This is a genomic window from Leptospira levettii (assembly GCF_002812085.1).
In the GTDB taxonomy this organism is placed as follows: domain Bacteria; phylum Spirochaetota; class Leptospiria; order Leptospirales; family Leptospiraceae; genus Leptospira_A; species Leptospira_A levettii.
Map to the genome: position 1 here is coordinate 147,096 of NZ_NPDM01000003.1, position 18,797 is coordinate 165,892.

The following is an 18,797-nucleotide window of genomic DNA, read 5'->3' on the forward strand; positions in this document are numbered from 1 at the left end:
AAGTTATTTTTGTAACATAATGATTCTGTTCTCGATTTCCATTCGTTTGAATCCATAAAATTCCTTGATCCATTCAAATGCCTCATTTGTGTAAAAGAAGGTATGTGTTTGGTCATTTTTATAATACCAACGATCAAAGGAAATGGAGTCTTCATACGGGTGTGTTAGGATATATAACATTCCATTTTTTTTGAGTAGTGACCAAAGTTTCTGAAATTCTAAATTTGGATGATGGAAATGTTCCACCACTTCTGTTAAAATGATATAATCGTATTGTTGCGTTAGATTTTCTGGATAAGGGTGAAAAAAAGGATCAAATAAATTGATCTGATATCCTTTTTCTTTGAGTAAATATTCAACAACTGGTCCAGGGCCAGCACCATAATCCAAACCAAAATCCTCTGACTTTTGATGTGTAAGGACTTTTTCTACAATGGGCTTTAAAAAATTTTGGTACTGAATATCGTGGATATCATTGTTATGTTCTAGGTATCTTTTTTTTTCATCCTCAACGGAAGGGAAAAAAAATTGATCCATAAAGATGGACAAACAGTTTGTGCACCGATGGTAAGTCCTAAATTTGTTTTGATAAAAGGGAGTTGATGGAGAATGGCAAAGAGGGCAATTCATAAGAATCGTATTCCAGTTTCTTTTGAATCAATTCCCTTACAATGAATATTCCATTAGCAAATGTTAATGTTGGTACTCGATTTCTATAAAAACTACTTAAGAAATTCAAAACTTCCTCAGATCAGTTCTTAGAATTCATTTTTCTCCAAAATTGATTCCTAAAAAACCAGTCTATTTTTTGCCTTTCCTTACCGATAATTGTGGTAATAGAGAAATCGGAACGCCCATGCAAAATATAGATTATTCCAGAAAGCTTCGGTCCGGCCGACCCTACGATGGGGAGAATGCAAACTATTCTCCTTTCCAGACTCCTTCTTATTCTCAAGTCAGCGCTAAACCAAAATCAGCGTTCATCCTCCTCATTGGAGGTATTTTGCTCTTTACATCAGGAATGGTGGTTGGTATCCAATTGGGTCAAAAAGAAAGTAAATTTAAGGAAAACGCTGAAACTTCATTTTCGAACGTAGGGACAAAATCTCAGTCTTCCTCCATTCCATCCCCTACCCAAAGAGGATCGGATGAAACAAACGAAACAGAAAAATCGTCTTCCGAACAGAATGGTTCCTCTCCTTTTCCATCTACGTTAAAATTCCCACCAAAAAATGACCAAATCAATTATATGGTGCAAATTGGTGATTTTAGCCCAGAAGAAGCCGTTTCCATCGGCAAACAGCTGATAGAATCCCAGCCAAATTTAAGAGGTAGGATTTTTCGCACTTCAACAGGGAAATTATTCGCAGGTTATTTTTACCGATTGGAAGACGCAAAGGAAACCTTGGACATCGTGAAAGGTAAATTGCCCCAATTGACCGGTGCAGAAGTAAAAACCATTCGATTCTGAACTATTTTTACCAACTTCCTTGACATTGGCCATTTTTGAGGTATACTCTAGGCAAGAGTATTTACGGAAGTTATTATACTTACTTGGCTACAAAAAAACTAAACGAAAAAACTAAAGAGCCTAAATTCAAGGTTGGGGATTACGTTGTATACCCGATCCATGGAGTAGGTGAAGTCACAGAAGTTGCTAAAAAGCTGATTCTGGGGAAGAAAAAAGACTGTTACAGTTTGGAAATTCAAGGTTCCAAAATGAAGGTCTCTATCCCTGTGGATCGCGCAATGGATGTGGGTATCCGGTCGATCATTGATAAAAAAGAGATCAAAAAAGTTCTCACTCTCCTAAAAAAGGATGAGGTCGACACGGAAGAGGACTGGAAAGTCCGTTACCAGAACAATATGAACAAGATCAAGTCTGGTTCTATTTTCGAAGTGGCTGATGTGTGCCGTAATCTTTACAGACGTGCCTATGGCAAAGAACTCTCCATTATGGAGAGAAAGCTCTACGAGAGCGCCTATAATTTAGTAAAGATGGAAATTGCATTGAGTAAGGGTGTACCCCAAGAAGAAGCAGGAAACATTGTTTCCGATGTGCTGGCAGCTTCAGTGCAAGGTATGGCTCCACCACCACCTCCAAAAGAATTGGATGATGATCTAGACTTAGAATAAACTTCCGTTTTTGCTCAAACTCTTTTACAAGGATTGAGTTATGAAACATTTACTTTCAACCATTGGGGCACTTCTTGTCACTTCGGTATCGTTTTTCTTTATACATTCAGAATCGCAAAACATCGTTTTGGCGGGGGTTCTTGCTGGCGTTGTTCTGGTTTATTCTTTGGTTCTAATTCTCGGTGAGAGAAAATTATTCCCAGAAATTAAAGCAGATGTTGTTCTTTGTGCAAGTGTTGGTGCACTACTTGGACTCTCCATAGTCGCATTCCCTGTCAGTTTGCTGAACGATTATGGATACAAATCAGTTTCCATTTTTGTTGCTGTGCTTTTTTTCCTAACAGGAGTAAAGGCAGGTGTGTCGTTTTCCAAAAAACCTGGCCTTTCCATTTTTGGCGGCGGCACTGGTGCACCTGGTTCTAGTTTTTCCATTCCAGGACTAGAAGGTGGAACAACACAAATCAAAGACAAAATCCTAGATACATCTGTTGTAATCGACGGAAGGATTTTGGACATTGCTGACACACACTTCCTAGATGGTCCTCTCATCCTCCCTAACTTTGTATTACGTGAAATCCAATTGATTTCTGATTCATCTGATCCGATCAAACGTGCTCGTGGTCGTCGTGGTCTTGAGATGTTAAACAAACTCCAAAGAAAAGGATCGATTGAAGTAAAAATCACTTATACTGATTATTCTGATACTCGAGAAGTGGATGCAAAACTAGTCAAACTTGCTCGTGATACTGGTGGTGCTGTTGTTACCAATGACTTTAACCTAAACAAAGTTGCTGAATTACAAGGAGTTCGAGTTCTCAACTTAAACAACCTTGCCAATGCATTAAAACCTGTTGTGTTACCTGGTGAAGAGTTTCAAATTTCCGTCATCAAAGAGGGAAAAGATGAAAACCAAGGAATTGGTTACTTGGAAGATGGAACCATGGTTGTGATCGAAAATGGTGGTCATTTAGTTGGAAAAGATGTACGTGTAGTCGTTACAAGTATCATTCAAACGGCTGCTGGCAAAATGATTTTCACAAAAGTACAAAACGGTAATAATAACTACAACAAATCGTAATCTATTTTTTGTAGTCTAACGGATATGAAACTGGCTCGTTTTTTAATGTCACGCGAAGGGTTCATATCCGTTCTTTGTTATACGGTAACAGCCGTATTTTCCTTCCTCTCTTTTGCTCCTCTTAATTTGCCTATCTTTGTTTGGTTTGCTCCTTTCGGACTCTTTATCATCGAAAAAAGAAACCGAGGTGAATGGAAAAAACTGATCTACCACGGATTTGGTTTTGCCATTTTGTTTTATTTGGTGTCCTTCCATTGGGTCTACCATATGACAACTGTTTTTGGGGGATTTGATTGGTATTTAGCCGTTCCTATTTTTATTGGATCTGCTATTTTGTTAAATTTCAAATTTCCAGTATACTTACTTCTTTTCTCTTTTTTGGTAAAAAAAGTGGGGAAATTTTTTCCATTGATTGCATCGTTTTCGATACTGTTTGCTGAATTTTTTACGCCTCAAGTTTTCCCTTGGTACTTCGGCAACGTAGTGGCTGAAAATCAAATTTTAGCACAAAACGCAGAGTATACGAGCGCCTATGGATTATCTGCTTTTTTATTTTTTGTTTCTTATTATTTGTTTTATCTTAAAAATCCAAAAAAAATCCTCCATTTTCTTTCTTTGGTTCGATCAGTGATCACAAAACACCAAAAAATCGCCAAACAAATGTTGGTGGGTCTAGTTTCTCTTTTGGTTGTTTTGGTTTTATTTTTTGGGAATGGTCTTTATTTGTTCCATAAATGGGAAAATATCAAACCAATCGCAGAACGTGAGGTTCTCATTGTCCAACCGAATGCTCCATTAGAGTTTCGAGATGGTAGAAACCCTGCAGAAGAAATTCGAAATTTAATGACTCGCATCGACCGTATGGTGGAATCTGAATTAAAAGAGAAACCTGTGGATTTGGTAGTATTGCCAGAATCTGGGGTTCCATTTTTTACCACTCATGATTCAGAAGTAACAAGGACAATACGCATCTATTGGCACCAATTTGAGTCTCTAATGGCCATCATCAGTTTGAGACATGGAGCCAATTTGTTTTTTAATGAATTGGATGCAGACATTCCTGGAGGAAATGGGTCTTCGCGGATCGTCCGCAGTGAGATTCGTACTTACAATTCGTCAGTACTCATGAATCCAAATGGGGAAAGGAAAAACAGTTATCAAAAAGTATTTTTACTCATATTTGGAGAATACATGCCATTTGAATGGATGTATGCTTTGTCTGGACAAACGGGTCAGTTTGCACCTGGAACAAAATTGGATCTTATCCCTTATTATGAACGTCGTAAAACTCCATCGAAGGTAACGAAAGAATTACATTGGGAAGATACATTTGGGATGAGTCCAGATTCGGTAAGAGAACATTACCGTGCAAATCAAATTGAAGAAAATACAATTGGGTCTTTTTTACCTTTGATTTGTTATGAAGTGATCATCTCGGAGTTTGTGCGTAAATTTGAGGGAGATCCAGATTTTATTGTAAATGTAACCAATGATAAGTGGTATGGAAATTCAGTTGAATCCTACCAACACCATACTTTGGGTCGTTTGCGTGCGATTGAATTTCGAAAATGGATCGTTCGTTCTACAAATTCAGGAACTTCTGTTTTTACAGATCATTTAGGTCGTAATATTGATAACGATTTTACACCAATTGAAACTACGGCAACCATCCGAAAGAAGGTTTCTGTTATCCCAGGTGAAATGACATTTTATCGACTTTATGGAAACTTATTGTCTTATTTGTTTATGGGAATCGTAGGACTTGTGTTTTTTGTTTATGCTAAAAGGAATTCGTAATGTTTTATTTGAGAATCGTTTTTACATAGCATTCTATATTTCCGTTGTCTCTCACATAACATTTATTATATATTCCTTTAATCATTCAGACTCCATTTACCAAAAAACTCTTTGTGGGCCAGCATGGATTTATGCCACCGAAGATGAGAAAGAACTCTCCTTTGAGATGAGTTTTGGTAAAAATATGGGTGAATCAGGAAATTCTGAATCAAATGAAGAGCCTGGTGAGGGTCAAGAGGAAGGTGAGGGAGAAGGCAAAGAAGGTTTTTCTAAAGGGAAATATAAGGGAAGCCAGTGGGAAGATTTAGTTCAAAATTTAGAAGGAACTTCAAACTTAAGAAAACAATTCCGAAATGATTATGATCAAATTAATGAAAACTTAGGAGTTGCTGATTCTTATATCAAAAGACATCGAGATTTTGAAGACATTATTGTTAAAGATGTTCTTCCCACTTTAAAAAATATCAGAGATCCATTTAAAGTGGATATTGATTCCGCTGAAGACAATTTATACTTACACAAAGAAAGAAACCGTATCATAGAAGAATTCCGAAAAGGTGAGGAATCAACATCACCAATTACAATGAAATTATCAAAAGAAGGAGAACTTCCACCAAAATCTCCTTTATCGATGCCAAAAGAGGATCGAAACAAATACTTAGATCGGACATTAAAACAAAAAAAAGAAAAACAACTGGATGAATTTATTACAAGGTTTATGGGATATGATCCCAATAAAGGAGATTTGAATTTATTTGTAAGAGATTTGTATTACGAAAACTTACAAAGGTTAGCATACCCTTTTAGTAACGATATGAGTTATTTTGCTATCGATTACTTCCAAGAAAATCTTAATAAAGAAGATTTTTTGAGACAAATGATGGCGGCTTTGTCAGCTCAATTGGGAACCAATACTGGAACTGAAATTTTATTCACGATTGAAAATATCTATTATATCCAGGGAAAAGCTCTCGAACAATATTTTCGAGTGAAAGATTATCTAAAAAATTCTTCACCCGAACAAAAACAAACTCTTCGGTATGAAACTCTCCGGCAAGTCGAAGCAAAATACAAAAATCTTTTGAAAGAAAAAAAGATTCTGAATGTAATGGATGCCGAAGAAGCTTATGTGAAAAAAAGAATCGATATCCTTGATACTCTTCTCACTCACACACCAAAATTTTACAGAACAAAGGATGGATTGTTTGAGAAGGCAAAAATCCTTTGGGAACATGGGCAATGGAAACAAGATTCCAAACTCCAATCAGATGCTCTGAAACTTTGGTACCAAATCCCAAAAATTCCAAAAAATGGAGATTTTTTAAATCAGGAAACTTTTGATACCATTCAACTGTTGTTACGTGATGTTGGCGATCCAACTGATGCGAATGGATTATCGCAACAATCAAAAAACCAAATCGAATATGCTTTGAGAACAAGACTTGATGATGCGATGTCGAAGAAAAAACTAAGGGAAGATCGACTTCTTTGGCCTAAAAACAAATAGTTTGTTTGGAGTGTTTGGTTTTTTTAAGTTTTAATATTTTCTAATCCATTTTCATGGAATTCAGTTGCCCATTTGTCATGAAAAGGAGTTTCTTTTTCGATTCGTTCTTCAATGGCCATTTGGGAAATGGCAGTTTCGCCGTAATGGCGGAGGAAATCACGGTGTGCCAAACGTTCTATGAGAGCTTGCCAAAATACTTCGTCTTCATAGTCTTCCAAAATATCAACAAGACCACTTTCTTCCTCAAATTCACGAGTAAGGTATGGTTCTCCATTGTTTTGGTCGATTTGGACAATATTACCTAAACCTGCATGTTCTGCCTGTGAGAAAACATGGCGCACAACGTCTGCAAATCGAGAGTCAGAATCGGGTTCATCATCCGATCTGTCTTTGGCTTGTAATGTGGAAATGACCCAATCTCCCATATATACTAATTTTAGCAGGGTTTCGTATTGTTCTAAGGAGAGTTCCATTTCCATTTAGGATCAGGATTGGTTACTAGGTTGGGAAGAAAAGAGTTTTTTTCAGAGACTTCCGAGGAGAAATCCTGGAAAAAACCATAAAAACTCAATCCTCTAACAAGATTTCTTTGTTTCGGAGAGGTCTATACTTATCTCGCACAATGGCAGTTATATCATCTATCGCGATGAGTACTTCCTGATTAGGATCGTTGTTTTCATACGGTAAATAAAAGAATCCTAAAATACGAATGGAACTTTTTTGTAAAAAAACTCGATCGTTTTGGTCAAAATTTTTTGAAATGGAAACCGTGATGGTTTTCCAACCACGATAGTTGAGAGAAGTTAAGTTTAATTGTCTCACTTCTGCATCTTGAGTTTCTATGATCAATGTTAGGTTCCCGCTGGATAAAGAAGAGTATATGGGAATGGATATTTCTTTAATGAAGGCATTTACCTCAATGGGTTTCGGAAAGTACAATGAAAACGGTAAATTGGCATCTTTTGGAATCCGAAGCACTAGAGCTTGTTTGGAACCTGGGATGGGTGCTGTAAAATTGTTTGATAAGGAGATTTCGGGGAGTTTCGTACCTTTTTCTAATTTTGTGCGCAGGTGACTCGCATTGAAATTCGAGAGTTCAAAATTTTCGAGAAGGATTTCCCTCCAAATGCCACTCTCTCCGTAGATTTCGGAATGGAATGGAGAAGTGAGAAAAAGTGTTAGGATTATGGTGTTTCTTAAAGCAATCATGTTGACAATATTTCCTTACAAAGAGGATATATATGTTTTATCTGTAAAAAGGAGACATATACTAATGCAGGCGCACAAATACCTTTTGGCCGTTTTGACAATTTTTTTCGCAGGCCAAATCTCAGCACAGGTTGCTGACCCAAAAGCCACTACTTCCACCAAAGACAAGGCAATTCAAAAAACTGAATCCACGTCTACACAAGCCAAAGATGGTGTGAACAAAGTTGAGACAACTGTAAAAGACATTTTGGGAGACAAAAAAGAAGCTGGAGCTTCTACAAGTGATGCACCCGCTCTTTTTATCACTAGCAAAACTTCTTTCTCCTTAGACGCAAAAGATGATTCTTCTATGATCGATTTCATCGAATGGAAACCAAAAAATGGTGAGTATCGAAGATTCACTCAACCAATTCGTATTTCGGAAGAAGGACTAACTGAAATTTATTACCGTTCTGTTGATAAAGTTGGAAACACAGAAACTCCAAAAATCCTTGTTGTCAATGTAGACAATACTGCTCCACGTGTGAGCCTTGTTCCACAAGAACAATTGTTTGTTTTAGACGGAGTTCCTTTTGCTTCTAAAAACAATACATACACAATTGTTGCGGAAGATCGCCAAACAGGTGTAGAAAAAGTTCAATTTAGCATCAACCAAGAAGCTTCTAAAGTTTATGCTGATCCAATCAAATTAGAAGTTGGTGGCGCAAATACAATTAAGTATTCTGCAACTGATAAATCTGGAAACTCTTCTCCAGAGTCTTCTATGATCATCACTGTTGACGATGTAAAACCTACAATTGAAATTGTTCCTTCTTTTCCTTTAGTGGACATCAATGGAAAAAATTTCCAAAGAAAAGGAAACGTATTCTATGTGAATGCAACTGATAAAGAATCTGGTGTGAAAAAAATCTTAGTTAAAGTTGACGAAGAAGAATTCAAACCATATGTAGAAGCAATTGCAATTGAAACTCAAGGGGATCATGTGATCAAAGCTATGGCTGTTGATAACGTTGGAAACCAATCGGATGTAGTCGAAGTGAAACTTACTGTTGACCTAACTCCTCCAACTTCAACAATCCAAAAAGCAAGTGATGAGCCAAAAGTAGAAGCGGCACCTGCTCCGCAAGCGACAACTCCTGCTAAGTAATTTCTAAAAAAGTAAGACCAAACTCTTACCAAAAAAACCCCTTTCCATATGAGAGGGGTTTTTTTTTCACTACTGTCATTTTTATTTCCAAAGTATTGTATCCGCTGTGGACATCACGATTCATTCGCAGACATTTTGGGTTTGTGCAAAGTTTGCACAAAATTTTGTCTCCGCTCGCAACGTGTTTGGAATGCACCTTTCCCCATTCCGAATCCAGTGGATCGTTTCGTATTTTATGAGGAAGCTTACTCTTTGCAAAAGAGAGACCTCATCGCCAAAGATCTTTTCCTTTCTTTAAAATTCCAAAATGAAAAACAAATCTCCAACTACTTCTGTTTAGGATGGAGAGAGTTGGCAAAACTTTGGAAACTTGACCCACCCGATTGTTTTGTGATGGTTCCTTCCAAACCCAAACCAGGGCCAAAACCGTACCATGTGGCTTGGTCCTTACGAAATCGGCTTTTACGATGTCTGAATATACGGGAAGATACGAGTCTTCGTAAGGTTTCAAAGGACAAACAGTCAGAGAAACGGTTTGAAGACCGATTTTTTCATGCAAAAAAGGCATTTGCATTCACAAAAAGTGATAGAATCATAGAAGGACTTCATGTTCTACTCGTAGATGATATATTTACGACAGGTGCCTCACTGAATGAAATCGCTCGGTTGTACAAACTGAGAGGAGTAAGGAAGGTAACTTGCGTAGTTTTCTTGTTAAGTGGGGTGATTGAATCGAATGGATGTTCAAGTCAAGGATGACATAAGGATTATCAAATTTTCTGGAGCCATTTTGAAAGTGGATTCCGACGAAATTGAAAAAGAATTGTCAAAACTCACTCAAGGTTCTGTTAAAAAAATCATTCTAGATTTAACGAAAGTTCATCATATTTGTTCAACTGCTTTAGGGATTTTTGTCGCCACAAAACGCAAGTTAAAGCCTTTGAATGGGGATATCAAGGTGATTGTGGTTGATGAAGATTTAATCCAATTATTTGAAATTACAATGTTAGATAAAGTTTTTGAAATTTTTCCTGACTTGGCTTCTGCGATGGAAGGTTTCCAGTTAGACGAGGAAGATTCACACTGACAAAAAAGACATTAGCATTTGCATCTGGAAGTGATCACAAACGTAAAGAAATGCAAATGTTACTCTCTCCTTTGGGTTATGAGGTGGTCACACCAAAAACTTTAGGGATTAGTTTCAATCCAGAAGAATCGGAATCCACGTTTGTGGGAAATTCATTTATCAAATCAAAAGAACTCTTTCGCCTAACAGGTCTTCCTTCATTTGCTGATGATTCTGGGATCTGTGTGGATGCTCTAGGTGGAGAACCAGGAGTGTATTCCGCTCGATTTGGTGGACCAGGTCTTTCCGATAAAGAACGTGCTCTTTATTTACTCAAAAAATTAGGAGAGAATCCGAATCGAAAAGCACATTACAGCTGTGTTGTGAGTTATGTAGATGCGATTCACCAAATTTCCTTTGAAGGAAAGGTAGAAGGGGTCATCACCTCTGATTATGATGAAATTGGACCGTATGGATTTGGTTATGATCCCATTTTTTATTATCCGAATTTCGGAAAACGGTTTTCAGAAGTCCCAGAAGAAGAAAAAAACAAAGTATCACACCGAAAAATAGCGATGGAACTATTTTTGGAATGGTTTCAAAATATCCAGTAACGGAAGTTATGTTAAGTTAGGTCAAATTTACTTAACTTTTGATTCCGAATGGATTCCGTAGTATCTTCATGAAACCAATTTCCCTTTTGATTCAAAATGTTGAAGTATGAAACTCTCGATGATTCGCACCACCTTTCAATATTTCACTGTATTTTTCTTCGTTCCAACATTTTTGGGATTAGGTTTTCCATTAGAAGCACAAGTCATTTGCGGAGGAGTTGAATGTTCGAACATTCCTTCTGAATACCAACTGCTCGGGAATTTTGCAGGACCTGTTTTGGATCGCATTTATACGAATGGTTTTCTTCGGTCCATGGGAGAAAATGCAGTACTACAAAATCTGAATGCAAACCAATCAGGTGGCCAAAATGTTCCTTCCTATCGATTGGGTTTGGGGTATACGATCGCAAGGGGACAGGCAAAGGCACGAGATTTTTATTATGAAAATTCTGAACTTAGAAATTTGCCAAAAGAAGGTGTCGCTGCGTCTCCTTCTATCAATTTTACTGCCAACCTTAGCCAAATCTTCCAAACTCCTTATGCCAGTCGTTGGAATGTCACTACCCATTTTTTTCCTTATGAATTTACAGAGGCAAATATTCCATTTGTAAAAATTCGTAATACGGACGTTAGGGGCAAGATACAAAATTATGGGATTTTGTTCCGCTATTTCCCAGAATCTTCTGGTTTTTCTTTTGGATTTGGTTTTTTTCAAACGAACCAAGACCTATACTTAAGTTCATACGATCGTAGGACCACGCAGTTTCGAATCGACGGAGAAAAACGAAGGTGGTTGGGAATCAATGATTTGTATTACCAATCAAGGATCTCTTCCTTTTCTTTTGATGTGAAATACAATTGGACCATTGGAATTTTATCAATCACACCTGGTATTGGATGCGTATACAATGAAGGTTATACTTCGATTCAAGTGAGTCGGTATGCACTGATTTCAACTCGAGCAAATCCCGATGATTTTTCGACTTATCCAAGCGCTATCGGGATTCGACTTGCAACTCGTTATGATCATGTTTCCAGTTTTGGATATGGAAGTTTGGGCTTACGTTTCGGACAGGGAAGTTTTAGTGTGACAACTGAACTCATGGCAGGGAGAGAGATGCAATCTGCAAATCTCTCCTTAAATTACCAATTTTAAGTGGTAAGGATTGCTCCACCAGTAAGTCGTTTGTAAAAATCGTTTCCTTCTCGTTCCAAAAATTCTTCGTAATTTCCTTTGAAATCATTGATTCCTTCTGGAGTTACTTCAATAATTCTAGTACAAAGTGAGGAAATAAACTCCCTATCATGTGAAACTAATATCACTGTTCCATCAAACAATGACAAGGCGTAGTTCAATGCTTCGATCGTTTCTAAGTCCAAGTGGTTTGTTGGTTCGTCAAGTGCAATGACGTTGTCACAAGCTAAGATCATTTTTCCAATGATCATTCGAGATTTTTCACCACCCGATAACACAGTAGTGGATTTGTTTGCCATATCACCTGAAAAAAGCATCCTACCCAAAATCGCACGTATCTCTTGCACTTCTGTGCCTTGAGGAGAGTTACGAAGTAACCATTCGACGAGAGTATCTGCATCTGGTTCCATTGCTTCTCTATGGTCTTGTGGGAAAAATGATGTTTCGACAGAGTCACCCCATTTCACTTGACCAGAATCTGGTTCCAACTTTTTTAATAACATTTTAAGGAGAGTCGTTTTACCAACACCGTTTGTTCCAACAATTCCTACCTTCTCACCTTTCGTAATGGAAATACTAAAGTCCTTGATCACAGGTTTTCCATCGTATGATTTAGAGATATTGATTGCTTCAAATACATCTTTTCCTAACACACGTTTTGCTTTGAAACGGATGTAAGGTGCAACTCTTGAAGAAGGTTTTACTTCTACCATATCTGCTTTGATTTTTTCGATCATCTTTTGGCGAGAGGTAGCTTGTTTTGATTTACTAGCGTTTGCGGAGAATCTAGAAACAAACTCCTGTAAATCGGCAATTTTTTCTTTTGCTCGTTTGCTATCACTTACAAGTTGTTCGCGGGTTTGTTCAGCAGCGATCATAAAGTCATCGTAGTTTCCTGGGAAAACTCGAATGGTATTATAGTCAAGGTCAGCGATATGCGTGGCAACGGAGTTGATAAAGTGACGGTCGTGGGAAATCACAATGACCACACCTTCATAATTGATGAGAAGTTCTTCTAACCAATGGATGGTTTTGATATCTAAGTGGTTTGTTGGTTCGTCTAGGAGAAGGACATCTGGTTTTAAAAATAATACTTGGGCAAGGAGAACTCGTAATTTGAATCCACCTGTTAAAAAGTTAAGTGGACGGTTGTGAGCGGTGGTAGGGATTCCAAGACCTTCCAAAAGTTCCCCAGCAACCGATTCGGCTTCGTACCCACCCATATCAGCAAATAATTCTTCAATTTCGGAGATCCGGATCCCTTCTTCGTCTGTCATGTCCTCTTTGGCATAAATGGCGTCTCGTTCTGCCATTAGGTTCCAAAGTTCAGGATTCCCTCGTAAAACAGTGCCAAGTACGGTCTCATTTTCGTATTCATAGTGGTCCTGCTTCAAATACCCCACTTTTACGTCCTTGTCGAGGACCACAGTGCCTGCAGAGGGTTGTAGAATGCCCGCAAGAACCTTCATAAAGGTCGATTTTCCCGAACCATTGGCTCCAATCAGCCCATAACGGCACTCCGGTTTGAATTTAATGGAAACGTTTTCAAAAAGGGGTTTTTTCCCGAAGGAGACTGTAATGCCGCTAGCTTGGATCATAGGTCAATTTTCTAAGGGAATCAGAGGTTTCAACCGACATTTCGTATGGTATGGCACGGATTCTACTCATCATTCTCTTCCTTTTTGGGAGCGGACTCACCAGTTCGCAAAGTATAAAAAATGGAATCCAGGTTTTGGAGGGAGACCTCATCAATACTGGCCATCTTTTGCGAACAGAAAAACAAGTATTCCGTATCACAGGTTCAACCTTACAAGAAGAACTCGCTTATTTGAGTGGGAAAAAGGTACGGATGTTATGCGATGTACAAGGGGACGGATGTTCTCCCATTCGTTATGAAATAGAACCATTTGAAACGGGAAAAACTCCTGATTGGACCTTAAAAAAAATCCCTAGGTATGTCACACAAGGTTTGTTCTCCTTTAATCCTCAATGTACTTCTGATGGGAAAATTCTATTTTGGACTGCCCTTGTGAGGGAAGGGGGAAGGTCCACTCAGAAAATTTGGGCATCGAAACGAGACCAATTTGGGTTTTGGATGGCAGGAGAACAATTGCCATCACCATTAAACAACCGTTATCCTTCTGCTGTGATTTCCGCATTGCCAGGTGGGAATGAACTTTTTGTGTTTGGAAACTTTGGTGAAGATGAGTTACTCGATCAGCTCAAACGTGAGATGACCCAAAAATCACAACTAGCAACAAGAGAAGCAGCCAATGCCAAAGAATTTCATATTGTACTCACTAAATTAGAAAACGAATACAAAGAACGTTCCGAAAAAATCCAAAATAGAGCTCCCTTGTATAAAACACGTAAAACGGAAACAGGTTGGTCTTTACCAAGTCCAATTCATTTCCCAAGTTTTTATAATTGGTATAAAAAGGCAGATAATCCCAACCAACAAGTATTTGGTGGATCAGCATTGTCATCTAGTGGAAGGACTGTAATTTATTCTGCACAACAAAAGAAAAATTATGGTAAACTCGATTTATATGTAAGTTTACAAAATGAAGCGGGAATTTTTGAAGAAGGAATGAATTTAGGAAGTACATTGAATACGGGAGAAGAGGAAATGGCTCCTTTTCTTGCACCCGATGATCGTACATTGTATTTCTCGTCCTCCGGAAGAAAAGAAGGGATTTCCATTTTTATAGCAAGGAGAAATGGTGATTCTTGGACATCATGGTCAGAACCACAGGAATTGTCACCTAACCTAAGAGGTGTTAACTTTTTTAGTATCCCAGCTGTTGGGAACTGGGCCTATGTTTCTAGAGAAGGTGAGTTGTTTATGGCAGCAATCCCACAACATTTCCAACCAGATCCTGTTATGGTGATCAAAGGGAAAGTTGTTGATGAAGAGGGAAAACCACTTTCTGCATTTGTCCAATACGAATCACTTTTAAAGAAAAAAACCATTGGTTCCACCATCAGCGATCCAACAACTGGAGAGTTTAGTCTGATTTTACCTTATGATGAAAATTATGGATTTTACGGTGAAAAAGAAGGTTATTTACCTGTTTCACAAAACCTAAATTTGGTGGGAAAAGAAAAGGAAGATAAGGAAAAAACCGTACTACTTGTTTTACCGAAACTAAGGAAGGGAAATCAAATTGTGATGAACAATTTGTTTTTTGCCTTTCGTTCTGCTGACTTCGCCAAAGAGTCCGAACCCGAACTTGACAGATTGGCAGGAATATTGAAAAAAACTTCCAATTTAAAGGTACTCATCGAAGGCCATACGGATAATGTTGGTACAAAAGTCGCTAACCAAAAGTTATCCATGGAACGTGCAAATTCAGTTGCAGTTTATTTGAAGTCTAAACATAAAATAGAAGAAGCGCGGATTTCTGTGGTTGGTCTCGGGCCGAGTGCCCCCATAGCAGACAATACAACGGAAGAAGGCCGAGCGGTAAACCGACGGGTAGTTTTTAAAATATTGGAAGAGTGAATTTGTGGACATCAAGAATATCAATATACCCAAAGTCAATGTAGACACACAAAAAATGATGGGGGCTGTCGATGGCCTAGTGGATAAAATCCCCCCGCAAGTCCAAGATTTACTCAAAAAAATCGCCATTGCTCTTTTTGTTTTTTTTCTGATCATGGCGATTTACATTGGATGGTCCCACGGATGGGAAAATGCCAAACCACAAGGACAACAGTTAGCACAAGACACTCGCAGTTTGTTCATCATGGAAATTGAAAGGGATTACAATCGCAAACGGAAAGATGTTCGTATGTCTGACCCTGAAGATTTAAAATATGAATCCAATCGCCGGATGCAATTTGATTTTCTCAGTGAAAGAGAATCAAATGGATACACACACGATACCATTCCCGAAGAACAAGAATTCCTTGGCAAAGAATATGATTTTCGAAATCGAAAATCGGAAGATACATCAGTCCCTCCCATTTATACTCCGTCAGGTGATGGTTTAATCCCTTCGCCTATTGATGTACAACCCGTATCTCCAAAAGATACGATGGAACCATCGCAAGGCTCTGATGATGAAGTTCGGATGCAAAAAATGTTAACTCGTGTTTCTGAATTGGAAAAAAAAGTGAAGGAAAAAAACGAAGAGAAAAATTTAGAAACTTTGAAACTCCCAAAACCACCTGAATCAAAAGAAGGTTTGGGAAAACCAAGAAGTTTAGAACGGATTCCAAAAGACCTCCGATGAATCATCTCACCAAAACTTTTGACTGGATTGCAAAACGATGGTTTGTTTTGACCATACCATTCTTCCTTTATCCTCTTTGTTTTTTTCAAACAATCACGGCAGAAACGCCTGAGATCTTTTTACCTTTCCCTGAAACTTGGAAAGAAACAAATCCTAGTGTTATAGAAGGAAATACGGTACCAGCTACTGTTAGCCTTCAGACAAAATCAAAAGATTCTCTGACTCCATCTGAGCAAAATGGAAACAATACACAAACTCCCACAAATACGGGTGTGGTTCTTTCCAATCCCAAAGACCAAGTTTCCATAGACACTTCCTTACCAACATCTGGACCAATTCAAAATACTAAGGTTTCAGACAAAAAGAAAAAAAAGAAAGAAGTGATCGATCCTTCCAAAGCTTCGTATCAAAAAGGGAAGGCATACCTTTCCAGAGATCAGAAAAAATCAGCAGAACAAGAATTCGCTGATTCTTATAATAAAGAAGGTGATTCTGCAAAATACTCTCGCACTGAGAATACCAACTTATTTGGGTTAGATGGAAAAGATAAAGAATCTTCCACTTTAGTCGAAAAACAAGAAGATCCCGATTTAAAAATTAAAACTCAATTTGAGTTAGCCAGATCTTTGGATCGAATTGGAAATCCAGAATCCGAAGAAAAAGCTTACAAAGAATATTTGAAGTTGGTGACTGATTTTCCAAAACACCCAGAACTCACACCTAGGGCACATTATGCGATGGCGATTTTACTAATTCGTAAAAAAGAATTTCGATCAGCTGCCCATCAATTGGTGAATGTGATCAAAAACTTCAAAGAGTCTGAAGAATTTCTGCCATCACATTATTATTTGGGTAAAATTTACGAGAGTAGTTGGGAAGAAAGAGATTTGGAACGTTCCTTAAAATACTACCAATTGTATTTAAATGGGATCGAAGGGAAAAATCCAAAACCTGGTTATGACTTTCGAAAGGAAACCCGAGAAAGACTGCGAGTCCTTGGTTCTTCTATTTAATCAGAGTGACTTAATTTAAAGAAAATTAGAGATGTTTTGCCATCATGCGATGGCAACGTTTACTTCGATCCTTCCAAACTTGGAGTATAAGTTGATGGAAAGAGTGGGCTTTTTGTTGAATCGAACAGATGTACTTTGTGTTTCTTGGATATTTGGTGTTGTGATCTCCACCGATTGACCAGCAGAAGTAAAGATGTTCATCGCATTCCCTGTTGTCATGTTCGCAATCTCACCGAGGATGTCTTTGTATTCGTTTTTTACATCTTCATCTGACAAACCTGGCACGAGTTTGCGTGAAATTTTATAAGCCGCATCATAATTCATACTGTAAACGACTTCACCACTGAAGGATCCAACAACTCCAATCACTATGGCGATTTCATGGCTCGGAGCTGGGGAATCTTTGATCCCAATTTTTCCACGGATTAGGTCCTGTTGTAAAACATCGCGGAATACGATGGTGGCTGCTTCCAGGAAAGGGTTGATGAAGTCGGCTTTGATTTGCATTATTCTAAAGAGAGAAGGCCTTTTTTCTCTACGTTGTATTCTGCTGCTAAGGACTGGTTTATTTCAAGAAAAAAGCTTAGAAGTTGTCTTTGTTTCAAAAAATCTGTCGCTTGGTCTTTTGCTGGCGTAGCTGTGGGTTGTCCGTAGGTTAAGGCACTAAATTCCACATACACTTGTTTGTCATTGTCAGAAAAAGGTCCCACAACTGTCTTCTTGCTAAATGGGTCGTTTGCTAGAGACTCCCAAAATTTGCTTGAGTTTGCCAATCGGTAACTGTTCCCACGGTTCGATGTGACGAGTTTTAAATCCGACAAAGATACTGCCGTCACTGTTTCGATGGGTTGGCCTGATTCACTCGCAATGGCATCCAGCGCATTTGGTTCAGAAATTTTTTGACTGATACGGGTTTTCCATACTTCCGCTTCTTTCCGTTTGCGGTCAAATTTGAGTTTGGAAAGGAGGAGTGGTTTTCTCACTTCGAAGCTAACAAAATTCCCAGAAGGGTCTTTGGAAAGAGTACCTTCTTTTTTTTCTTTCTCATATTCCTTTTGTAATTCAGCATCAGTGATGTTGATTTTGGACTCAACAGCATTGAGTAAATTGACTTCAGAAATTGCTACCAAACGGAATGAAATTTTCGCACGTTTGGCTTCACTTTCAATCTCCGCTTCGTTTTCGGAAGGAGTGAGAGGTTGGTCTAAAAAATTAGGAAACAAAGCAAACCCAGTTGCCGAATCAATTCGGTAGTTCATGGGTGCGGAACGGTAAATCTGTTGGTAAATTTCAGTGAGAGAGCGAGAATCCTCTTCTCCGTAACCTGCCTGGCTTACCGATTCTTTATGGATTTCTCGGGCTTGTTTGGACATTTCTCGTTTGATGCTGATTTCTGAAACTTGGAACCCAACTGCTGATGCGATGTCATTGGCAATGTAAATTTCTCGCACAGTGGAATAGGCACAGGAATTGAGAAGTTCCGGATTTTGAGCGGTTTCTCTTCCGTACTGTTGGTAACGGTAATAACAATCACGTTTTGCAGCATTGAAATAGTCCACAGGGATACTACGTCCTGCAATTGAGCCAGCTTTTGTGGAATTTTGACCTGTTATGGCTCCGATGAGGCTTTGTTCTGCATCACCTGGTAAAAAAGTGATGATAAGAGTTCCTACCAAGACGAATAAAAAGAGAGCAATGATGGTACGATAAATTTTTTCTTTGAGAGTAGAGGGTTCATCTTCGAACATAAAGGAAAGGTTTCCGTTTCTAAAACCCTTGTAAAGAAAAAATGTAATC

At 38.3% G+C, this 18,797-nt stretch carries 19 protein-coding genes; 13 read left to right on the forward strand and 6 right to left on the reverse strand.

All coding sequences use genetic code 11. The features are described from left to right. Positions 1–3: 3 nt before the first annotated feature. Positions 4–537 (reverse strand): class I SAM-dependent methyltransferase, encoded by a 534-nt coding sequence (locus CH354_RS11975; protein WP_243396061.1) that lies wholly within the window; start codon positions 535–537, stop codon positions 4–6. A 319-nt stretch (positions 538–856) separates the two neighbouring features. Between CH354_RS11975 and CH354_RS11980 the strand changes: the two genes are divergently transcribed. The 5 genes from CH354_RS11980 (at position 857) to CH354_RS12000 (ending at position 6,518) form a co-directional block, all read left to right on the forward strand. Further along, the gene (locus tag CH354_RS11980) at positions 857–1,471 is read left to right on the forward strand and encodes a hypothetical protein (protein WP_100727028.1); all 615 of its coding nucleotides are present in this window, start codon (positions 857–859) and stop codon (positions 1,469–1,471) included. A gap of 83 nt (positions 1,472–1,554) precedes the next feature. Beyond that, on the forward strand, positions 1,555–2,136 hold the full coding sequence (locus tag CH354_RS11985) for a CarD family transcriptional regulator (protein WP_004785733.1): 582 nt from the start codon (positions 1,555–1,557) through the stop codon (positions 2,134–2,136). Between the two features lie 40 nt (positions 2,137–2,176). Next, positions 2,177–3,214, forward strand: coding sequence for a PIN/TRAM domain-containing protein (locus CH354_RS11990; protein WP_100717634.1), 1,038 nt, complete (start codon positions 2,177–2,179; stop codon positions 3,212–3,214). A gap of 24 nt (positions 3,215–3,238) precedes the next feature. Beyond that, on the forward strand, positions 3,239–5,011 hold the full coding sequence (gene lnt, locus CH354_RS11995; RefSeq protein WP_100727027.1) for an apolipoprotein N-acyltransferase: 1,773 nt from the start codon (positions 3,239–3,241) through the stop codon (positions 5,009–5,011). Further along, entirely contained in the window at positions 4,992–6,518 is a 1,527-nt protein-coding gene (locus tag CH354_RS12000) for a hypothetical protein (protein ID WP_100727026.1), read from the forward strand. The genes lnt and CH354_RS12000 overlap by 20 nt, the downstream gene beginning before the upstream one ends. Before the next feature lie 23 nt (positions 6,519–6,541). On the opposite strand, the gene CH354_RS12005 is transcribed toward CH354_RS12000, so the two are convergent. Together CH354_RS12005 and CH354_RS12010 are read right to left on the reverse strand one after the other, a co-directional pair. Beyond that, positions 6,542–6,991, reverse strand: a complete 450-nt coding sequence (locus CH354_RS12005; protein WP_238761551.1) for a hypothetical protein — start codon at positions 6,989–6,991, stop codon at positions 6,542–6,544. Positions 6,992–7,085: 94 nt separating this feature from the next. Further along, a complete protein-coding gene (locus tag CH354_RS12010) occupies positions 7,086–7,727 on the reverse strand; it encodes a flagellar assembly protein FlaA (RefSeq protein WP_100727025.1) in 642 nt (213 codons plus the stop codon). Between the two features lie 64 nt (positions 7,728–7,791). On the opposite strand from CH354_RS12010, the gene ompL47 reads away from it, so the two are divergent. From ompL47 to CH354_RS12035, 5 genes are all read left to right on the forward strand, one after another. Beyond that, positions 7,792–8,874 carry a multi-beta-barrel domain surface protein OmpL47 gene (gene ompL47 / locus CH354_RS12015; RefSeq protein WP_100727024.1) on the forward strand — a complete coding sequence of 361 codons (1,083 nt, stop codon included), beginning with the start codon at positions 7,792–7,794 and terminating at the stop codon, positions 8,872–8,874. A 252-nt stretch (positions 8,875–9,126) separates the two neighbouring features. Beyond that, positions 9,127–9,633 (forward strand): ComF family protein, encoded by a 507-nt coding sequence (locus CH354_RS12020; protein ID WP_243396062.1) that lies wholly within the window; start codon positions 9,127–9,129, stop codon positions 9,631–9,633. Next, positions 9,611–9,961 (forward strand): STAS domain-containing protein, encoded by a 351-nt coding sequence (locus CH354_RS12025; protein WP_100717640.1) that lies wholly within the window; start codon positions 9,611–9,613, stop codon positions 9,959–9,961. Before CH354_RS12020 ends, CH354_RS12025 begins: the two co-directional genes overlap by 23 nt. Continuing rightward, on the forward strand, positions 9,958–10,554 hold the full coding sequence (rdgB, locus tag CH354_RS12030; protein ID WP_100727022.1) for an RdgB/HAM1 family non-canonical purine NTP pyrophosphatase: 597 nt from the start codon (positions 9,958–9,960) through the stop codon (positions 10,552–10,554). The genes CH354_RS12025 and rdgB overlap by 4 nt, the downstream gene beginning before the upstream one ends. 106 nt (positions 10,555–10,660) lie before the next feature. Continuing rightward, a complete protein-coding gene (locus tag CH354_RS12035; RefSeq protein WP_238761548.1) occupies positions 10,661–11,710 on the forward strand; it encodes an Lsa36 family surface (lipo)protein in 1,050 nt (349 codons plus the stop codon). Here CH354_RS12035 and CH354_RS12040 read toward each other — a convergent pair. Further along, entirely contained in the window at positions 11,707–13,347 is a 1,641-nt protein-coding gene (locus CH354_RS12040; protein WP_100717642.1) for an ATP-binding cassette domain-containing protein, read from the reverse strand. The two genes, CH354_RS12035 and CH354_RS12040, sit on opposite strands and share 4 nt — an antisense overlap. Before the next feature lie 50 nt (positions 13,348–13,397). On the opposite strand from CH354_RS12040, the gene CH354_RS12045 reads away from it, so the two are divergent. Genes CH354_RS12045 through CH354_RS12055 form a run of 3 tightly spaced genes read left to right on the forward strand, consistent with a single transcriptional unit; the run spans position 13,398 to position 17,000 of the window. Then, positions 13,398–15,254, forward strand: a complete 1,857-nt coding sequence (locus CH354_RS12045; protein WP_100727021.1) for an OmpA family protein — start codon at positions 13,398–13,400, stop codon at positions 15,252–15,254. A gap of 4 nt (positions 15,255–15,258) precedes the next feature. Continuing rightward, complete coding sequence (locus tag CH354_RS12050; protein WP_100717644.1) at positions 15,259–15,987, forward strand: LIC_11485 family protein; 729 nt, start codon at positions 15,259–15,261, stop codon at positions 15,985–15,987. Continuing rightward, a complete protein-coding gene (locus CH354_RS12055) occupies positions 15,984–17,000 on the forward strand; it encodes a tetratricopeptide repeat protein (RefSeq protein WP_100766492.1) in 1,017 nt (338 codons plus the stop codon). Before CH354_RS12050 ends, CH354_RS12055 begins: the two co-directional genes overlap by 4 nt. Before the next feature lie 42 nt (positions 17,001–17,042). On the opposite strand, the gene CH354_RS12060 is transcribed toward CH354_RS12055, so the two are convergent. Further along, positions 17,043–17,507, reverse strand: coding sequence for a chemotaxis protein CheX (locus CH354_RS12060; protein ID WP_015677686.1), 465 nt, complete (start codon positions 17,505–17,507; stop codon positions 17,043–17,045). Continuing rightward, positions 17,507–18,748, reverse strand: coding sequence for a hypothetical protein (locus CH354_RS12065; RefSeq protein ID WP_100717646.1), 1,242 nt, complete (start codon positions 18,746–18,748; stop codon positions 17,507–17,509). Before CH354_RS12065 ends, CH354_RS12060 begins: the two co-directional genes overlap by 1 nt. Positions 18,749–18,797 lie beyond the last annotated feature (49 nt).